The 17,369-nt window shown below is 64.3% G+C and carries 20 protein-coding genes; 2 read left to right on the forward strand and 18 right to left on the reverse strand.

What is annotated here, in order from left to right; all coding sequences use genetic code 11:
* Positions 1-68: 68 nt before the first annotated feature.
* Both V6U71_RS16770 and V6U71_RS16775 read right to left on the reverse strand, forming a co-directional pair.
* Positions 69-1,367 carry a M20/M25/M40 family metallo-hydrolase gene (locus tag V6U71_RS16770; protein ID WP_411342369.1) on the reverse strand — a complete coding sequence of 433 codons (1,299 nt, stop codon included), beginning with the start codon at positions 1,365-1,367 and terminating at the stop codon, positions 69-71.
* Between the two features lie 67 nt (positions 1,368-1,434).
* A complete protein-coding gene (locus V6U71_RS16775) occupies positions 1,435-2,046 on the reverse strand; it encodes a flavodoxin family protein (RefSeq protein WP_411339515.1) in 612 nt (203 codons plus the stop codon).
* 145 nt (positions 2,047-2,191) lie between these two features.
* Between V6U71_RS16775 and V6U71_RS16780 the strand changes: the two genes are divergently transcribed.
* Both V6U71_RS16780 and V6U71_RS16785 read left to right on the forward strand, forming a co-directional pair.
* On the forward strand, positions 2,192-2,398 hold the full coding sequence (locus tag V6U71_RS16780; protein WP_411339516.1) for a helix-turn-helix transcriptional regulator: 207 nt from the start codon (positions 2,192-2,194) through the stop codon (positions 2,396-2,398).
* A gap of 1 nt (position 2,399) precedes the next feature.
* Positions 2,400-3,053: a hypothetical protein gene (locus tag V6U71_RS16785; protein ID WP_411339517.1), complete on the forward strand. Its 654-nt coding sequence runs from the start codon at positions 2,400-2,402 to the stop codon at positions 3,051-3,053.
* 61 nt (positions 3,054-3,114) lie between these two features.
* Here V6U71_RS16785 and glnA read toward each other — a convergent pair whose 3' ends face one another.
* The 16 genes from glnA to V6U71_RS16865 all read right to left on the reverse strand — a co-directional run bounded on the left by glnA (position 3,115) and on the right by V6U71_RS16865 (position 17,363).
* Positions 3,115-4,527, reverse strand: a complete 1,413-nt coding sequence (gene glnA / locus V6U71_RS16790; RefSeq protein WP_411339518.1) for a type I glutamate--ammonia ligase — start codon at positions 4,525-4,527, stop codon at positions 3,115-3,117.
* A gap of 71 nt (positions 4,528-4,598) precedes the next feature.
* Positions 4,599-4,937 carry a P-II family nitrogen regulator gene (locus tag V6U71_RS16795; protein ID WP_037518110.1) on the reverse strand — a complete coding sequence of 113 codons (339 nt, stop codon included), beginning with the start codon at positions 4,935-4,937 and terminating at the stop codon, positions 4,599-4,601.
* 228 nt (positions 4,938-5,165) lie between these two features.
* Positions 5,166-7,352 (reverse strand): PQQ-dependent dehydrogenase, methanol/ethanol family, encoded by a 2,187-nt coding sequence (locus V6U71_RS16800; RefSeq protein ID WP_411339519.1) that lies wholly within the window; start codon positions 7,350-7,352, stop codon positions 5,166-5,168.
* Between the two features lie 208 nt (positions 7,353-7,560).
* Positions 7,561-8,400 (reverse strand): type I methionyl aminopeptidase, encoded by an 840-nt coding sequence (gene map, locus V6U71_RS16805; RefSeq protein WP_411339520.1) that lies wholly within the window; start codon positions 8,398-8,400, stop codon positions 7,561-7,563.
* A 46-nt stretch (positions 8,401-8,446) separates the two neighbouring features.
* The gene (locus tag V6U71_RS16810; protein ID WP_411339521.1) at positions 8,447-8,848 is read right to left on the reverse strand and encodes a type II toxin-antitoxin system death-on-curing family toxin; all 402 of its coding nucleotides are present in this window, start codon (positions 8,846-8,848) and stop codon (positions 8,447-8,449) included.
* On the reverse strand, positions 8,845-9,072 hold the full coding sequence (locus tag V6U71_RS16815) for an AbrB/MazE/SpoVT family DNA-binding domain-containing protein (protein WP_411339522.1): 228 nt from the start codon (positions 9,070-9,072) through the stop codon (positions 8,845-8,847). The genes V6U71_RS16810 and V6U71_RS16815 overlap by 4 nt, the downstream gene beginning before the upstream one ends.
* 42 nt (positions 9,073-9,114) lie before the next feature.
* The gene (gene clpA / locus V6U71_RS16820) at positions 9,115-11,451 is read right to left on the reverse strand and encodes an ATP-dependent Clp protease ATP-binding subunit ClpA (protein ID WP_411339523.1); all 2,337 of its coding nucleotides are present in this window, start codon (positions 11,449-11,451) and stop codon (positions 9,115-9,117) included.
* A 274-nt stretch (positions 11,452-11,725) separates the two neighbouring features.
* A complete protein-coding gene (locus V6U71_RS16825; protein ID WP_411339524.1) occupies positions 11,726-12,343 on the reverse strand; it encodes a hypothetical protein in 618 nt (205 codons plus the stop codon).
* Between the two features lie 2 nt (positions 12,344-12,345).
* Positions 12,346-12,963, reverse strand: coding sequence for a DUF2238 domain-containing protein (locus V6U71_RS16830; protein ID WP_411339525.1), 618 nt, complete (start codon positions 12,961-12,963; stop codon positions 12,346-12,348).
* Positions 12,960-13,739, reverse strand: a complete 780-nt coding sequence (locus V6U71_RS16835; protein WP_411339526.1) for an arginine deiminase family protein — start codon at positions 13,737-13,739, stop codon at positions 12,960-12,962. Before V6U71_RS16835 ends, V6U71_RS16830 begins: the two co-directional genes overlap by 4 nt.
* A gap of 59 nt (positions 13,740-13,798) precedes the next feature.
* A complete protein-coding gene (locus V6U71_RS16840; protein WP_411339527.1) occupies positions 13,799-14,824 on the reverse strand; it encodes an aspartate-semialdehyde dehydrogenase in 1,026 nt (341 codons plus the stop codon).
* A gap of 47 nt (positions 14,825-14,871) precedes the next feature.
* Positions 14,872-15,495, reverse strand: coding sequence for a DUF1287 domain-containing protein (locus tag V6U71_RS16845; protein WP_411339528.1), 624 nt, complete (start codon positions 15,493-15,495; stop codon positions 14,872-14,874).
* 95 nt (positions 15,496-15,590) lie between these two features.
* Positions 15,591-15,968, reverse strand: coding sequence for a 50S ribosomal protein L19 (gene rplS, locus V6U71_RS16850; RefSeq protein WP_054589016.1), 378 nt, complete (start codon positions 15,966-15,968; stop codon positions 15,591-15,593).
* A 5-nt stretch (positions 15,969-15,973) separates the two neighbouring features.
* Positions 15,974-16,711, reverse strand: coding sequence for a tRNA (guanosine(37)-N1)-methyltransferase TrmD (gene trmD, locus V6U71_RS16855; protein WP_411339529.1), 738 nt, complete (start codon positions 16,709-16,711; stop codon positions 15,974-15,976).
* Positions 16,708-17,088: a type II toxin-antitoxin system VapC family toxin gene (locus tag V6U71_RS16860; RefSeq protein WP_411339530.1), complete on the reverse strand. Its 381-nt coding sequence runs from the start codon at positions 17,086-17,088 to the stop codon at positions 16,708-16,710. The genes trmD and V6U71_RS16860 overlap by 4 nt, the downstream gene beginning before the upstream one ends.
* Positions 17,085-17,363, reverse strand: a complete 279-nt coding sequence (locus tag V6U71_RS16865) for an AbrB/MazE/SpoVT family DNA-binding domain-containing protein (protein ID WP_411339531.1) — start codon at positions 17,361-17,363, stop codon at positions 17,085-17,087. The genes V6U71_RS16860 and V6U71_RS16865 overlap by 4 nt, the downstream gene beginning before the upstream one ends.
* Positions 17,364-17,369 lie beyond the last annotated feature (6 nt).

The raw sequence follows: 17,369 nt of genomic DNA on the forward strand, positions 1-17,369 counted from the left end.
ACGTCTTGGATTGCTACCTAGTCGCTTCGGCGAATGAATCAAGCCGAGCGAAATTGAAAATTATATGATCATCGAATTTCAGCGGCGAGCCGCGACATCAGGATCGCGGCGCGCGTCGCCTGCCGCGCGATGCTCGGGATGTCGACGGCTTCGCCGGGCGCATGGTCGCCGGTCGAATAGGGCCCGAGCCCCGCAAGCCCGTCGACGTCGGCGGCGACGAAGCTGATGTCGCCGGCGCCGCGCTTCAGCGGGTCGAGCGGCGCCATTTCGGCGAGGCCGAGGTCGCGGTTTACGGTGTTGAGTTTCGCCAGCAGCGCGCGATTGCCGTCGGTCGGCGCCATCGAGGGATAGCCGCCGGGGTCGAAAGCGATCTTCGCGTCGGCACCCGGGGCGTGGTCGGCGACGATCGCCGCCATCTTCGCTTTCACCCGCTCGATCTGTTCGGGCGACAGCGCGCGCAGGTCGCCGCGCGCGATCGCAATCGGCGCGATGATGTTGGTCTTGCCGTTCACGGTGGCACGAATGCCGCCCGCATCGAGCGTCGCTTCCTGTCCGCCCGCGATCAGCCCGACGTTGAAGGTCAGGTTGGGCTCGGGCAACTCGGTGCGGAAGCGGTGGATGATGCGCGTGAGTTCATAGATCGCGCCGTCGCCCGCCGCGGCGCTGAAAATGCCCGAGCTGTGCGCACTCTTACCGGTCGCGGTGACGGTCCAACTGTCCGACGAGCGGCGCGCGATCGAGCCCATGTCGGCGTCATTATCACGAACCAGCCCCTCGAAATCGAGCGCGACGTCGCTGCGCCGGCCCGCCGCGACCAGATCGGCGCGCGCCTTTTCGATCGGCAAGCCCGCATCCTCTTCATCGCCGGTCATGTGAAATTCGATATTGGCGCCCTGCAGCGTCCCCGCCGCGTGCATCGCGCGCAGCGCCGCAACGACGACGACCATCCCGCCCTTGTCGTCGCCGGCACCCGGCCCCTCGCCCATATCGCCCTTGCGGACGAATTTCTGGAACGGCGAGTCGGGTTCGAAAACCGTGTCGAGATGCGCGATGAGCAGCAGGCGCTTGCCGTCCGGCTTGCCGGTGTGCGTGGCGATCAGGTGGCCGGCGCGGCCCGTGTCGGTCATCGGTTTCCATGTCACCCTGAAACCGAGCGGTTCGAGTTCGGCGCGCATCATCTGCCCGACCTTTTCGACGCCCGCCAGATTCTGCGAGCCGCTGTTCTGGTTCACCAGTTTTTCGAGCAGCGCGAGGCTGCGGTCCTGTTCGGCGGCGACCGTCTTTGCCATCTTCGCCTCGGCGGGGCTCAGCTTCGCCTGAACGGGCGCAACGAGGGCGAGCGAGGCGGCAAGGGCGGCGAGCGGCATGAACTTCATCGGGGAGACTCCTGTAGGCGCTCCCTTTGTGGCCCGGCGCTGCGGCCGGAGCAAGCCGTCAACCGGGATAGGGCCTGTCTTTGAGTAGTCGCGCGATATGCGCGGCGTTGGCGGCGACCATCTTCGCGGTCTGGGTGACCTTGCGCGGGCGGTGATCGAGATCCTTGAAGTCGACCGATCCCATCGCCTCGCCGACCCAGTAGCAGGCGGCGACGGCCGGGATCGTCCAGCCGACATCGTTCAGCGCCTGAAATATCTGTGACGACACATTATGCGCACCGTCCTCGTTGCCGACAATCGCGGCGACCGCGACCTTCGAATAGCTCGGCATCCGTCCCTGATCGTCGGTTTCATCGAGGAAGGCATCCATCCGTTCCATGACGAGCTTTGCGATGCTCGACGCCTGCCCCATCCAGATCGGCGTCCCGAAGATCAAGATGTCCGACGCGAGAATCGCCTTGCGGATCGCGGGCCATTCGTCTCCCGCTACCTCATCCGACGTCACGCCCCATTTGACGTTGTGCGCGGCGATGCGGATCGGGTCGCCGACCTCCACGCCCTGCCCGGCGAAATATTCGGCGAGCACGCCGAGCATCGCGTCGGTCGAACTGGCGCGGCCCTTGGCAACGAGCGAGCAATTGATGGCGGTGGCGGTCAGGGGAGCGGTCATCGATGCGTCCTTGCGGCTGTCCCCTCGAGTCAAGAATGAGCGATCGCACCGCAAGTTCCCGCAGCGCATGGCGCATCTGTAAAGAATGTTTGACAGGGAAAATGCGGACCCTGTAAAGAGCTCTTTACAGGCAAAGGAACGACGGGTGGAAAATCGGGTGCGCGAGTTTCGGGAAGGCGCCGGGTGGAGCCAAGGCGAACTGGCGCGCCGCCTCGGCGTCTCGCGGCAGACGATCAATGCGGTCGAGACCGACAAATACGACCCCAGCCTGCCGCTGGCGCTGCGCATGGCCGGGCTGTTCGGGCTCGAGGTGCGCGAGCTGTTTATCGACCATTGGGTAGCGGAGAAATGACATGACGACACGGGTCCCTACCGCATCGTGGCGCAAGCTGGCGCTGCAATCGCTGTTCGGCGCGCTCGCCGGAGCGGGCGCCATGATCGCCGCGATGACCCTGCTCGAAGGGGAGCTGCCGGTATGGCAGAAATCGCAGATCATACTGGTCGGCGTCGGGATGATCTATGTCCTGATGGGCCTGTTCGTCGGGCTGGGCGTGCTCGCGCCGCGGCTGCTCGGCCAGCGGATGCTCAACGTCGCCGACGCCGAAGAGATCGTTGAGGAGCGGGGAAATCTGGGCGCAAGTGCGGTCAGTTGCACCGCGATCGGCGCGGCGCTGGTATTGCTCGCCTATGCGACGGTCGATGGCGCGAATGCCCCGGTGACGGCTTCGACGGCCTATTGGATCCTGCTGGCGCTGCTGGTCGCCGGCACCATTATCATGCTGCCGATGTGGCGCAATTTCGACGAGTTGTGGCGGCAACTGGCAGTCGACGCGTCGGCGCTCGCAGGCAATATCCTGATGACGATGTGCTTCGCCTGGGGCGGCGCGGCCGCGGCGGGGCTCGTTACCGGCCCCGATCCGCTCGACCTGGTATCGGCGGCGTTCGGTATCTTCCTGCTCGCGACCTTCATCACGGTCGGACGGCGCGGCATGATGATGCCGACATAGAAATGAAAAGGGGCGCCCGGTTCCCCCCGAACCGGACGCCCCCCTACAAAGCCCCCAAAGGTCAGGCGCTGTAGTACATGTCGAATTCGACCGGGCTCGGGGTCTGCTCGAAGCGATAGACTTCGTCCCACTTCAGCTCGACATAGGCTTCGATCTGATCCTTGCTGAACACGTCGCCCTTGAGCAGGAAGTCGTGGTCGGCGAGCAGGCTGTCGAGCGCTTCGCGCAGCGAACCGCAGACGGTCGGCACTTCCTTCAGCTCTTCGGGCGGCAGATCGTAGAGATTCTTGTCCATCGCGTCGCCGGGGTGGATCTTGTTCTGGATGCCGTCGAGGCCCGCCATCAGCAGCGCCGAATAGCAGAGATAGGGGTTGGCCATCGCGTCGGGGAAGCGGAACTCGACGCGCTTCGCCTTGGCACCGGTGCCATAGGGGATGCGGCACGAGGCCGAACGGTTGCGCGACGAATAAGCGAGCAGCACCGGCGCTTCGAAGCCCGGGACGAGGCGCTTGTAGCTGTTCGTCGTCGGGTTGGTGAAGGCGTTCAGGGCCTTGGCATGCTTGATGACGCCGCCGATGAAATAGAGGCACATGTCCGAAAGGCCGGCATAGCCGTTGCCGGCGAAGAGCGGCTTGCCCTTTTCCCAGATCGAGATGTGCGTGTGCATGCCGCTGCCGTTGTCGTCCTTGATCGGCTTCGGCATGAAGGTTGCGGTCTTGCCATAGGCATGCGCGACCTGATGCACGACGTACTTGTAAATCTGCATGCGGTCGGCTGTTTCGGTGAGCGTGCCGAAGGTCAGGCCAAGTTCGTGCTGCGCGGCGGCAACTTCATGGTGATGCTTGTCGCACGGCAGGCCGAGTTCGAGCATCGTCGAAACCATTTCGGCGCGGATGTCGACGGCGCTGTCGACCGGCGCGACGGGGAAATAGCCGCCCTTGGCGCGCGGACGGTGCGCGAGGTTACCGCCCTCATAGCTGCGGCCGGTGTTCGTCGGCAGCTCGATATCGTCGATTTCGAAGCCCGACTTGTTGTAGCCGGTTTCGAAGCGGACGTCGTCGAACATGAAGAATTCGGCTTCGGGGCCGACATAGACGGTATCGCCGATACCGGTCGAGGCGACATAGGCCTCGGCGCGCTTCGCCGTGGTGCGCGGGTCGCGCGAATAGCCTTCACCCGTCGACGGCTCGACGATGTCGCAGAAGATGACGAGCATCGGGGTCGCCGAGAAGGGATCGTCATAGACCGCGTCGAGGTCGGGCATCAGGATCATGTCCGACTCGTTGATCGCCTTCCAGCCTTCGATCGACGAACCGTCGAACATCAGGCCGTCTTCGAGTTCGTCCTCGCCGAGGACCGACGCGACCATGGTCAGGTGCTGCCACTTGCCCTTGGGGTCGGTGAAACGCAGGTCGACCCACTCGATGTCGTTTTCCTTGATCCGCGCGATGATATCCTTGGGCTTCGTAGCCATGGTCTATGCTTCCTTCTTGCGAAATGGTCCGGCGTACCGGGGATGGTTGAGGTCTGGAAAAGTGCGAAAGATTAAAGCGCGTCCTCGTTGCGCTCGCCGGTGCGGATGCGCAGGGCGGTCTCGACCGGGATGACGAAAATCTTGCCGTCGCCGATGCGACCGGTCTGCGCCGCGGCGGCGATCGCCTCGACGACGCGTTCCGCCATCGAGTCCTCGACGATGACCTCGAGCTTCACCTTGGGCAGGAAGTCGACGACATATTCGGCACCGCGGTACAATTCGGTGTGACCCTTTTGCCGGCCGAACCCTTTGGCCTCGGTGACGGTGATCCCGCTGACACCCACTTCGTGCAGCGCTTCCTTCACCTCGTCGAGCTTGAACGGCTTGATGATCGCCTCAATCTTCTTCACGCTTCATCCCCCTTTGGGCCTTCCTCCGCCGCTCGCAGTCAAAGCCGGACCAGGCGGGCCTGATCCGGTCTTCACCCGTGAGTCGCTGCGGTGTCCCGCCATCTTGCACCAATCAAGAGCCGTGCCAATTGCCGAATCGCGGGGTTTCGCCATGAATTTTGAAGGCGAATTGCGCCGCTGCCCAAGGGGTAGGCAGCGACGCCAATCCGGTGCACATTTTTTGTGCAATCAGCGTCCGACGGGCGCCGAAGCGTCGGGCAGATTGGCCTTGGTCCAGTTCGACCGTTCGATGACATAGGCGCGGATCGCTTCGGCATCGGCGGGAGTGAGCACGCGCGCGAAGCTGACCATGCCGCGGTCCTTGAGCGCGCCGTCGAGGATCACGCCCTTCCACGCATCGGCGTTGGCGAGGGTGCCCGAGACGCGGAGGTCGGGGGTGAAGCCGTTGCCGATCGCGCTGTCGCCGTGACAGACCTGGCAATAGCGGCCGAAGTGCGCCTTGCCCGCCGCGATCTGCTCGGGGGTGCCGATCTTCGCGGGCGGGTTCCACGCGAGCGCGGTCGTCGCCGGCGGCGCCGGCAGCGTCGCGGTGCCGCCGACCTTGAGCACGACGAGGCGCGGGAGGTTGGGCAGCTTGCGCGTCACGCCGCCCGCGATCCCGGCGACAAGCGGGAAGGCGCCGCCCTTGCCGGTCTGGAACGCGATATATTGCACCCCGCCGATGCGGAAGGTCGAGGGCGCGCTGACGATCCCCGACTGCATGTCGAGGTCGAGCAATTGCTTGCCGGTGTCGGCAGTATAAGCGCGGAAACGGCCGGTGCTGGTGCCCTGGAAGACGAGATTGCCGGCGGTGGTCATCGTGCCGCCGTTCCATGCCGCCGGATAGTCGACGCCCCATGCCACCTTGCCGGTGCGCGGATCGAAGGCGACGAGGCGCCCGGTCGTTGCGGCGACCGCGGCGCGGAAGGCCTTCTGGTCGTCGGGCAGCATCGTCTTGTTGAGCGAGGTGCCGACGTTGAAGCCCAGCACCTTGCGCTTGTCGAGCTCGTCCATGTCGGCGAGATAGCCCTGCGGGATCTGCTGTGCGGGGATATAGACGAGGCCCGTTGCGGGATTGTAGCTCATCGGGTGCCAGTTGTGCGCGCCGAGCGCCCCGGGCACCGCGATGAACGGCTTGCCGGTCTTGTAGAAACGCGCCTCGGGATTCTCGATCGGGCGGCCGGTCGCCATGTCGTAGCCGGTCGCCCAGTTGATCCCCTCGACGAAGGGCTTGGCATCGATCAGCTTGCCGCTCGTACGGTCTATCGTGAAGAAGAAGCCGTTCTTCGGCGCGTGGTACAGCACCTTGGTCGGCGTGCCGTTCACCGCCTGCTCGGCGAGGATGATCGGCTGGGTCGCGGTATAGTCCCACGTCTCGCCCGGCGTTTCCTGATAATGCCATTTATATTTGCCGGTGGTCGCATCGAGCGCGACGACGGATGAGAGGAACCAGTTGTCGCCCTCGCCGTTCGAGCGCGTGCCATGGTTCCACGGATTGCCGTTGCCGACGCCGAGATAGATCTGGTCGAGATCCTTGTCGTAGACGATCGCGTCCCACACGGTGCCGCCGCCGCCCGAGGTCTGCCACTCGCCCGTGTCGGACCAGGTGGCATTGCCCTTCGACGCGAAGATGCCGTCGCTGACCGCGCCGTCCTTTTCCTTCTTGGGATTGGGCGCGGTGTAGAAGCGCCAGCGTTCCTTGCCGGTGTCGGCGTCATAGGCGGTGACATAGCCGCGCACGCCGAATTCGGCGCCGCCGTTGCCGATCAGCACCATGTCCTTCACGACGCGCGGTGCGCCGGTGATCGTATAGGGTTTCGAGGTGTCGAAGGTCTGCGTCGACCAGAGCTCCTTGCCGGTCTTCTTGTCGAGCGCGATCAGGCGGCCGTCGAGCGTCGCGAAGATGACCTTGTCACCCCAGACGGCAACGCCGCGGTTGACGACGTCGCAGCAGGCGCTGACCGCGCGCTCGCCGGGGACCTTGGGATCGAAGCTCCAGAGCTTCTTGCCGGTCACGGCGTCCCACGCATCGACCTTCGACCAGGCGTGGCTGACATAGAGCGTGCCGTCGACGACGACCGGGGTCGCTTCCTGCCCGCGCGCGTCCTCGAGATCGGCGAACCAGGCGATGCCGAGTTCGCCGACATTCTTGTCGTTGATGTCGGTGAGCGGGCTGAAACGCTGTTCGTCGTAACTGTAGCCGATGCCGGCCCAGTTATCGCCGTTGCCGCCGGTCTTGAGCAGGGCCTCGCTGGCCTTTTCCGCCTCGTCGAGCGAGCCGCTCCCCGAGACACTGTCGTTCTTCGATGCGTTGCACGAAGCCAATACCAGTGCCGCGCAGCCCAGCAGCGCAGCCGAAAAGACCTTCTTTGCCATCCCATGCTCTCCCTACGCCTATGCTTGACGTTAACGTCAAGACTGCGCGCGAAGGCGCATGGGTGCAAGCGGGAAATTGGGGGGTGAGAAAGGGGGCTCCATAGCATTCGTCACCCCGGACTTGATCCGGGGTCCACCAAGGCCAGCACTGTCGGGAAGCCATAGATCCCGGATCAAGTCCGGGATGACGAAATCAAGCGGACGCCGGTCAGGCCCAAGGCGGCGCGTTCAGGCCCGTGGGGCTGGCGGTGAAAATCTCGCAGCCGGTTTCGGTGATCCCGATGCTATGCTCGAACTGCGCCGAGAGGCTGCGGTCGCGGGTCACAGCGGTCCAGCCGTCGGCGAGCATCTTCACCGCATATTTGCCGGTGTTGATCATCGGCTCGATGGTGAAGAACATGCCGGGACGCAGTTCGGGGCCGGCACCGGGACGGCCGGCGTGGACCACCTCGGGCGCGTCGTGGAACATCTGGCCGAGCCCGTGGCCGCAAAAGTCGCGGACCACCGAATAGCGATGCTTTTCGGCGTGCGTCTGGATCGCGTGCGCGACGTCGCCCATGCGGTTGCCGGGCTTTGCCTGCTCGATCCCGAGCATCAGGCATTCATAGGTGATTTCGACGAGGCGCTTCGCCTTGATCGGCACATCGCCGACCAGATACATGCGGCTGGTGTCGCCGTGCCAGCCGTCGATGATGCTGGTGACGTCGATATTGACGATGTCGCCCTCGCGCAGCGGCTTGTCGTCGGGAATACCGTGGCAGACGACATGATTGATGCTGGTGCAGCAGCTATGCGTGAAACCGCGATAGCCGAGCGTCGCCGGAATGCCGCCGCCACCCAGCATCATGGTGCGGACAAGGTCGTCGATCGCAGCGGTGGTCACGCCGGGCTGGACGAAGGGGACGAGCGCGTCGAGGATTTCGGCCGACAGCCGCCCCGCCTTGCGCATCCCGGCAAAGCCTGCCGCGTCGTGCAGCTTGATTGTGCCGTCGCGAACGCGGGCCGGCGCAGACGTATCGTCGGCGGTTACGGAGACATAATCGTACATGCGGATGATATAGTCGCTGGGGGCTCAAAAAGCGAGGGGCGGCTGGTCAGGCTGCGGACAGTTGTTCGCGAAACCAGTCGGCCAGTTCGTGCTCGCTCAGATGACCGGCGGCTAGCGCAAGGACGGTCGCGATTGCATCCTGCGGATCGAACCTGAGATCATGTCCATTCAGGCGCAGAAAAAGCCGGGCGATAACCCAGGCGGTCCGCTTGTTGCCGTCGCTGAACGGATGATTGCGGGCGATGCCGAACGCATAGGCTGCGGCCAGGCGAGCATGATCCTCTTCGCCGTAAGCCCATTGATTAACGGGCCGTGCGAGCGCTGATTCAAGCCTGCCCGGATCGCGAACGCCTGCAATGCCGCCATGTTCGGCCAGCTGTCGATCATGGATGGCCAATGCAACGTTCGCATCGAGCCAGATCGGCTCGATGCGATCCAGCTGCGTCATTTGGCGAGCACGCGCAAGATGTCGCGATCTTCGCGCATGATATCTTCGGCCGCGGCCATTTTCGTCGCGAAATCGGGATCGGCCGCGGTCAGGCGGATGCCATCAGGAGATTCAGTTGCGAACAACGTGTCGCCGAGCGAGACGCGCAACCGCGCCAGCAACTCCTTGGGAAGGATAACGGCGGCGCTATTGCCGACCTTGGTGATCTTGAGCGGCGTGTTCATACGTTCGTTATAACATCGCCGCTCAAGAAATTCAACCTCGACCTATTCCGCCGCCTTTTCGGCCTTGCCCTTCGCCTTGCCCTTGCCGGCTTTCGGCGCGGCGGGGGTTATTTCGAAGGCGAGCGGATTGCCGACATGGGCGTCCTCGCCGGTCTTCATCTTCACCTTGACCTCGCCGCCATGGACGAGCTTGCCGAAGAGCAGTTCCTCGGCGAGCGGCTGCTTGATCTTTTCCTGGATCAAGCGGCCCATCGGACGCGCGCCATAGAGCTTGTCATAGCCCTTGCCGGTCAGCCATTCGCGCGCCGCATCGTCGAGCTGGATGTGGACGTTGCGGTCGGCAAGCTGCAGCTCGAGTTCGAGGATGAACTTGTCGACGACCCGCGCGACCACTTCGGGCGGCAGATAACCGAAGGGCACGATCGCATCGAGGCGGTTGCGGAATTCGGGGGTGAACATGCGCTTCACCGCTTCTTCCTGCACATCCTCGCGCGTCGAGACGCCGAAGCCGATCGACTCGCGCGCCATGTCGCTGGCGCCCGCATTGGTCGTCATGATCAGGATGACGTTGCGGAAGTCGACCGTCTTGCCGTGGTGATCGGTCAGGCGGCCGTTGTCCATCACCTGGAGCAGGATGTTGAACAGGTCGGGATGCGCCTTTTCGATCTCGTCGAGCAGCAGCACGCAATGCGGGTTCTGGTCGATCGCATCGGTGAGCAGGCCGCCCTGATCATAGCCGACATAGCCCGGGGGCGCGCCGATCAGGCGGCTGACCGAGTGGCGCTCCATATATTCGGACATGTCGAAGCGCTGGAGCGGGATGCCCATGATCGACGCGAGCTGCTTCGCGACCTCGGTCTTGCCGACGCCGGTCGGGCCCGAGAAGAGATAGTTGCCGATCGGCTTCTCGGGATCGCGCAGGCCCGCGCGGCTGAGCTTGATCGCCGACGACAGCACCTCGATCGCGGTGTTCTGGCCGAAGACGACGCGCTTGAGGTCGGTTTCGAGGCTAGCGAGCGTCGCCTTGTCGTCGGTCGAGACCGACTTGGGCGGGATGCGCGCCATCGTCGCGATGACCGCCTCGATCTCCTTGGCGGTGATCGTCTTCTTGCGCTTCGACGGGGCGACGAGCATCTGCATCGCGCCGACCTCGTCGATCACGTCGATCGCCTTGTCGGGCAATTTGCGGTCGTTGATATAGCGCGCCGACAGGTCGACCGCGGCGTTGATCGCATCCTGTGTGTAGCGCACCTGATGATGCGCCTCGAACGCGCTGCGCAGCCCCGCGAGGATTTTCTTGGTATCCTCGAGCGTCGGTTCGACCACGTCGATCTTCTGGAACCGGCGGAGCAATGCGCGGTCCTTTTCGAAGTGGTTGCGGAACTCCTTGTAGGTCGTCGAGCCGATGCAGCGGATGACGCCGCCCGACAACGCAGGCTTCAGCAGGTTCGACGCGTCCATCGCGCCGCCGCTGGTCGCGCCGGCACCGATCACCGTATGGATCTCGTCGATGAACAGGATCGCGTGCGGCAGCCCTTCGAGTTCGGTCACGACCTGTTTCAGCCGCTCCTCGAAATCGCCACGATAGCGCGTGCCGGCGAGCAAAGCGCCCATGTCGAGCGAATAGATCACCGCCGGCAGCAGCACTTCGGGCACGTCGCCCTCGATGATCTTGCGCGCGAGGCCTTCGGCGATCGCGGTCTTGCCGACGCCGGGATCGCCGACATAGAGCGGGTTGTTCTTGCTGCGGCGGCAGAGGATCTGGATCGTGCGATCGACCTCGGCGCTGCGGCCGATCAGCGGATCGACCTTGCCGCCCTTCGCTTTCTCATTGAGGTTGACGGTGAACTGGTCGAGCGCGGTTTCCTTCTTGTTCTTGCCTTCGCTCTTGTCCTTCGCCTCTTCCTTTTCCTCGGGCTCGGCCTGCGGCGAGGGCTTGCCGCCCTTGCCGACGCCGTGGCTGAGATAGGACACCGCGTCGAGGCGCGTCAGGTCCTGCTGCTGCAGGAAATAGACGGCATAGGATTCGCGTTCGGAGAAGAGCGCGACGAGGACGTTGGCGCCGGTCACCTCGTCCTTGCCCGACGACTGGACGTGCAAGATCGCGCGCTGGACGACGCGCTGGAAGCCGCTGGTCGGCGACGGGTCGCTGTGCCCCTCCACCTTCAGGCTGTCGAGTTCGGTATCGAGATAGTGGACGACCGCCGATTGCAGGTCGTCGAGCGCGACGCCGCAGGCGCGCATCACTTCGGCGGCATGGTCGTCGTCGATCAGCGCGTAGAGCAGATGCTCGAGCGTCGCATATTCGTGGTGACGCTCCGATGCGGCTTTCAGCGCATTGTGCAGGGTCTTTTCGAGGCTTTCCGAAAAGGACGGCATGGGCTTATCTCCTTGGGGACAAGCCGGGGAGAGGCCCGCCCGCTACACACAAGGTGGCGATGCCGCCGCCCCGCCGCAAGGGAAAAGCGGAGGCATGTGTGAAATTACGATGACAGGCATTGCATTATGGTTAACGGCGCGTTGAGGATTTGGGGAGCGCGGGCGGGCGGCTCCATTGGGGTGGAGAGCGGACGTTTCCTGGTCGTCATCCCGGGTGACGGATATGATTTACGCCAGCGTCGCCTTCCCGCCGATACCCGCCGCTCCATCAACCTCAGCGGAAGAAGCAGTTCGTCCCCGCAAACAGCGCGTCGATCTTCGCCGCATCGCCGGGTTCGGCGAACATGCCGCCGATGACATTGTCGCCGGTGCCGATGCTGAACTCCTCGCCGAGCGTGCTGTCCTCGAGGTCGACGATCGTCACCGACTCCTTCGCCTTGGCGCGCGTCGTGCCGATGCCGATCCCGCTCATCGTCGAATAGGAAGCAGCGCCGTTTTCGTTGCCGAGGAACCAGCCGACGAACTTGCCTCCCTGGAAATTGAGGGTCATCGCGTCGTAGCGGGTGAACTCCATCGTCCCCGCGCCGCATTCCTCGTTCGTGCTGCGGTCGTCTTCCTTGCCCGCGACATTGGCGAGCGCGGTTTCGGCCTGCGCGCGCGGGACCCCGAAAGCGAGCAGGCTCGCCTTGCCGGTCGTCTTGTCGATGAAGCGCAGGCCTTCGCCGTCGAGGCTGACCGCCAACGTCGCCGCCGCTGGGCCGTCGGCCTTGGCTTCGGGCACCGCGGGTGCGGTCGGCACCGCCTTGTCGTCGCCGTCGGGCGCGGCCTTGTCGGCGGCCGGCTTGCATGCGGCAAGCGCCGCGAGGATGGAAAGGGCCGCCAGTTTCCGCATGATCATCTCCTGCCTGCGCGCACGAACGGCAAGACCATTACCGCACCGAGGGTCGCGAGCGCCATATCCTTTTGCGCGTCCCAGATGTCGCCCTGCTGCCCGTTGTAGCGATCGGCGGTCTCGCCCGCCGCGACGATGGTGAGCAACCATTCGAAGATTTCATAGAGGCACGAGATTGCGAGCACCCAGCCGAGCACGGCAAGCATCGCGCCGCGCGCGCCAAGGCCGCCCCAGCGCCGCGCGATTTCGGCAACCGGCGCCACCGACAGCGCACCGAAGGCGAAATGGACGAGCCGGTCGTAATGATTGCGCGTCCAGCCGAAGGCGTCGGACAGGCCCGTCCCGGTCAGCGCGCGCAGCCAGTCGTCGTAGGGCACATTGCTGTAGGCATAGCGTCCGCCGAGCGTGTGGAACGCCATGAAGGCTATGATACAGGCGACCGACGCGGTCGACAGCGGCCAGCGGCGCAGCAGCCATGGCGATGCGACGAGCAGCAGCATCGTCGGAATATGCTGGAGCATCGCAATCTCGGGATAGGGCTGGTCGATCTGCGCGACGAGCAGCAGCGCGAGGAGCAGGCCGAGCAGGCGGCGCTGCGCGGGCGGGATCGCTGCGATCACCAGCGCAGCGACATGCAGCTGAGCCCCGCATCGATATGCGCGATCTGGTCGGTCGGGAGCGGGCGGGCCTCGATGCCGCGCGCGGCGAGCAGCGCGTGCGTCGCCGACCAGCGGTCGCCGACGAGAACAGTATCGCGGACACGCAGGATATTGGCGGCGGGTTCTTCGCCGGGTGATGTCAGGACGATCTCCAGTCCGTCGAACTCGGGACAATCGGCAAGCGCCGGAACGGCGAGGATCGTCCGTTCGTCGATCAGGCCGCAGCCGGTCTTGAAGTGGAGGACCCCGGGCGGCGTTTCGGCGATCACGGCGCGGTAGCCGAATTCGGCCAACAAGCCGGCGAGTTCTTCCGCCCCGGCGCGATCGGTGCGCGCCGAAAGGCCGATGATCACGCGATCGGAAAGGCGCAATATGTCGCCGCCGTCGGCAAAGCCGGGGCCGGTCATTGCGAGCAGGCGCTTGTGGCGGGTCGCGAGCGGCGCGCGGATATGGTCGACTTCGCCCGCCCGGCTCGACGCCCCCGGACGCAGCAGGATCGCGCCCTCGGGAAAGGTCAGCGCGACATCTTCGGTGAACAGCGCGTCGGGGAAATCATCGAGCGGGTCGAGGACGTCGACCGCGAGGCCGAGGTCGCGCAATGTCGCGACATAGGCCTCATGTTCGGCGAGGAGGCCGTAGAAGTCGGGATCGGGGCCGCCATCGGCGCGGATGCCCTTGACGGCGGAGCGCGCAGGGGCGCGGCAGAGGGCGCGGGTGAAGGCATAGGGGCTGGTCATGCCCCATCCCTACCCGTTCGCACCCCGAAGTCGAGATGCGAACGGGGAGAGGTTCGGGCTCAGCCCTTCTTCAGGTGGCGACGGCCGAGCAGTTCGGCGATCTGCACCGCGTTCAGCGCAGCCCCCTTGCGGAGGTTGTCGCTGACGCACCAGAGGTTGAGGCCGTTTTCGACCGTCGGGTCTTCGCGAACGCGCGACACGAAGGTCGCGAAATCGCCGACGCATTCGACGGGGGTGATGTAGCCGCCATCCTCGCGCTTGTCGTGGAGCACGACGCCCGGCGCCTCACGCAGGATACGCTGCGCATCCTCGGCCGACAGCTCATCCTCCATCTCGATGTTGATCGCTTCCGAATGGCCGACGAAGACGGGGACGCGGACGCAGGTCGCGGTGACCTTGATCTTCGGATCGAGGATCTTCTTCGTTTCGACGACCATCTTCCATTCTTCCTTCGTCGAGCCGTCGTCGAGGAATTTGTCGATGTGCGGGATGACGTTGAAGGCGATCTGCTTGGTGAATTTCTGCACGTCCTTTTCGTCGCCGACGAAAATCTGGCGCGTCTGGTTCCACAGCTCGTCCATGCCCGCCTTGCCCGCGCCCGACACCGACTGATAGGTCGAGACGACGACGCGCTTGATCGTCGCCGCGTCATGCAGCGGCTTCAGCGCGACGACCATCTGCGCGGTCGAGCAGTTCGGGTTCGCGATGATGTTGCGCTTGGTATAGCCGTCGATCGCGTCGGGGTTCACCTCGGGCACGATCAGCGGCACGTCGGGGTCCATGCGATAGAGCGACGAATTGTCGATCACGACGCAGCCCGCCGCAGCGGCCTTCGGCGCGTGGATCGCGGTCGCGTCGCTGCCGATCGCGAAGATCGCCATGTCCCAGCCCGACCAGTCGAAATTCTCGATATTCTGGCATTTCACGGTCTTGCCGGTGTCACCGATCTCGATCTCGTCGCCCTGGCTGCGCGACGAGGCGACCGCCGCCAGTTCGTCGTAGGGAAATTCGCGCTCGGCGAGAATGGCGAGCACTTCGCGCCCGACATTGCCCGTGGCCCCGGCGACAACGATACGATAACCCATTTACTCACTCCTCAAGGCAAGAAACTCAGGTAGAAATTTGCGGTAGTTCAGACTTTCCAGCGAAAATGGCCGGTTAATGGATGGTCGAAGAGCGCGTCTTCCTCGCGCGCCCCGCGGCCGATATTATGGATGATCAGCGGGCGGCCCGCTGCGCTAGTTCGGTCCGAGACGATCCCGGTGTGCGGAAAGCGGCCGCCGGTCATCGCGGTGAAGATGTCGCCCGGCCGCCAGTCGGCCGGATCGCTCGACACCGGGAGCCGGGCGCGCTGGCGCGTCCAATAGGTCGCGAGGTTCGGCACGCGGCGGTGATCGATATTGCGGTCGGGACGCCGCAGCCCCCAGTTTTTCGGATAGGCCGAAAAGGCGCTGCGCATATCGGCGTTGACCAGCGCCTGCAGGTCAACATCGAACGCGTCGCGATAGGCACGGATCAGGACGTCGGTGCACACGCCCTTGACCCGCGCGACATCGCCGCCCGGAAAGGCGAGCACCGTATAGGCGGGATCATAGGTCAGCGTGACGCCGACCTGCTTGCGCGCCGCCGCGACGAGCCGCTGGGCGGGGGTTGCCGCCATCGCGCTGCCCGGCCAGCCCCCCGCCACGCCAAGCGCCAGCGCCGCGCCGATGAAGGCGCGCCGCGACGGCTGAACGGGGATGGACGGCTGGTTCAATTTCGCGTTGCCCAAATGAAAACGACCGGCTCTGCCTGTTGGCGGAACCGGTCGTTTTGGAAAGCTGTTTCGGCTTTTTGGTGGAGAAGTTCTCCTTAGCCTTCGCCGGCTTCCGACCGGTATTCGCGGCGCTCCGCAATACGTGCCGATTTACCAGTGCGCCCGCGCAGATAGTAAAGTTTCGCACGACGGACAGCGCCCTTGCGGACGACGGTAATCGAATCAATGTTGGGCGAGTAGAGCGGGAAGACGCGCTCGACACCCTCGCCGAACGACATTTTGCGCACGGTGAAGTTGGAGCCCATGCCCTTGTTCGAGCGTGCGATGCACACGCCTTCGAAATTCTGGACGCGGGTGCGTTCGCCTTCGACCACCTTCACGCCGACCTTCAGCGTGTCGCCGGGGCGGAATTCGGGGATCGTCTTGCCGGCCTTGGCAATTTCTTCGGCTTCGATCGTCTGGATGAGGTTCATGTCCTCTAGTCCTTTTCTTTTCGCCGCGCGCCAGAGGCAGGTCGGGCCCGAGCATCGATATGACGCTCCCAAAGGTCCGGCCTGCGTAACCGTGTGTGATCTTCCGCCTGTTGTTTCCGCCAGGCCGCGATCTTCGCATGATCCCCCGATCGCAGCACTTCGGGGATCGTGCGCCCTTCCCAATTAACGGGCCGGGTATAATGCGGATATTCGAGCAAACCGTTTTCGAACGATTCGTCGTCCCCGCTTGAAGCCGCGCCCATTACGCCGGGAAGCAGCCGAATGCAAGCGTCGAGGAGCAGCAGCGCGCCCATCTCGCCGCCCGACAAGATGATGTCGCCCATCGACACCTCTTCGATGGCGCGCGCCTCGAATATCCGTTCGTCGAATCCCTCGAAGCGGCCGCAGAGGATGATCGCGCCGGGACCCGCCGAAAGCGCACGAATGCGCGCCTGCGTGATCGGGGTACCGCGCGGGGTCATCGCGAGGAGCGGCAGGCCCGGATGCGCCGCCATGGCGTGGTCGATTGCCGCCGCGAGCACATCGGCCTTCAGCACCATGCCGGCGCCGCCGCCCGCCGGCGTATCGTCGACGGTGCGATGCCTGTCGGTCGCGAAATCGCGGATCTGCACCGGCGCGCAGTTCCACGTCCCGCTTTCGAGCGCGCGCCCCGCCATGCTGTGCCCCAGCGGGCCGGGGAACATGTCGGGATAGAGCGTCAGGGGAACGGCGGTGAAGGTCATGACAGCGTCCAGTTCTCCACCTTTAATCCCGGCACATCGGCAAAATCAGCTTCATTGTTAGTGATAATCGTCGCACCAATGCTGAGTGCATGGGCGGCAAGCAAACGATCGAAGCGCGCTCGTTTGAAGGGTAACCTGGCATATTCTCGCGCTGCAGCTTCGTCGAATGGTAGGATTGGAATGGCTCGGACGAACGCCTCCAGAATCTCCGGCGGCGGAGGCTTTCCCAGTTCCGAGCCCAAGGCCACCTCCGCGAAACTGACCGCGGAGATGGCAGCTTCGCCGGGCTCACAGTTGGACAAACGCCCGCCCAACGCGGGAAACTGCGCTGTCATGGCATAGACCGCGCAATCTGTATCAATCAGATAGCGGCTCACTTTCCGGTCTTAGCCTTTGCGGCTTTTCGCGCGGCAATCACACTCGGACGTTCGTCAAAATCACGCCGTTCTGGAACCTTGAGCCAAGGGGCCTTGCCCCAGAAACCGCTGATGTCGATCTTCGCCTTGGGCTTGTCGACAGGTTCGAAACGAAATTCGCCGCGTTCCTCGCGGACAATCATCTCGGTTCCTTCCTCGATACCGAGCGCCTTGGGCAGGCGCAGCGCGAGCGAATTGCCCGACTTGAAGACTTTTGCGCGATATTCTTTCGTCATGGGCGA

The sequence above is a fragment of the Sphingopyxis sp. J-6 genome, assembly GCF_046603995.1.
In the GTDB taxonomy this organism is placed as follows: domain Bacteria; phylum Pseudomonadota; class Alphaproteobacteria; order Sphingomonadales; family Sphingomonadaceae; genus Sphingopyxis.

Excerpts from the sequence above, each read along its gene's own strand:
- V6U71_RS16770 (WP_411342369.1), bottom strand. The coding sequence starts at position 1,367 with ATGCCGCTCGCCGCCCTTGCCGCCTCGCTCGCCCTCGTTGCGCCCGTT.
- V6U71_RS16775 (WP_411339515.1), bottom strand. The coding sequence starts at position 2,046 with ATGACCGCTCCCCTGACCGCCACCGCCATCAATTGCTCGCTCGTTGCC.
- V6U71_RS16785 (WP_411339517.1), top strand. The coding sequence starts at position 2,400 with ATGACGACACGGGTCCCTACCGCATCGTGGCGCAAGCTGGCGCTGCAA.
- glnA (WP_411339518.1), bottom strand. The coding sequence starts at position 4,527 with ATGGCTACGAAGCCCAAGGATATCATCGCGCGGATCAAGGAAAACGAC.
- V6U71_RS16800 (WP_411339519.1), bottom strand. The coding sequence starts at position 7,352 with ATGGCAAAGAAGGTCTTTTCGGCTGCGCTGCTGGGCTGCGCGGCACTG.
- map (WP_411339520.1), bottom strand. The coding sequence starts at position 8,400 with ATGTACGATTATGTCTCCGTAACCGCCGACGATACGTCTGCGCCGGCC.
- V6U71_RS16810 (WP_411339521.1), bottom strand. The coding sequence starts at position 8,848 with ATGACGCAGCTGGATCGCATCGAGCCGATCTGGCTCGATGCGAACGTT.
- V6U71_RS16815 (WP_411339522.1), bottom strand. The coding sequence starts at position 9,072 with ATGAACACGCCGCTCAAGATCACCAAGGTCGGCAATAGCGCCGCCGTT.
- clpA (WP_411339523.1), bottom strand. The coding sequence starts at position 11,451 with ATGCCGTCCTTTTCGGAAAGCCTCGAAAAGACCCTGCACAATGCGCTG.
- V6U71_RS16825 (WP_411339524.1), bottom strand. The coding sequence starts at position 12,343 with ATGCGGAAACTGGCGGCCCTTTCCATCCTCGCGGCGCTTGCCGCATGC.
- V6U71_RS16835 (WP_411339526.1), bottom strand. The coding sequence starts at position 13,739 with ATGACCAGCCCCTATGCCTTCACCCGCGCCCTCTGCCGCGCCCCTGCG.
- V6U71_RS16840 (WP_411339527.1), bottom strand. The coding sequence starts at position 14,824 with ATGGGTTATCGTATCGTTGTCGCCGGGGCCACGGGCAATGTCGGGCGC.
- rplS (WP_054589016.1), bottom strand. The coding sequence starts at position 15,968 with ATGAACCTCATCCAGACGATCGAAGCCGAAGAAATTGCCAAGGCCGGC.
- trmD (WP_411339529.1), bottom strand. The coding sequence starts at position 16,711 with ATGACCTTCACCGCCGTTCCCCTGACGCTCTATCCCGACATGTTCCCC.
- V6U71_RS16865 (WP_411339531.1), bottom strand. The coding sequence starts at position 17,363 with ATGACGAAAGAATATCGCGCAAAAGTCTTCAAGTCGGGCAATTCGCTC.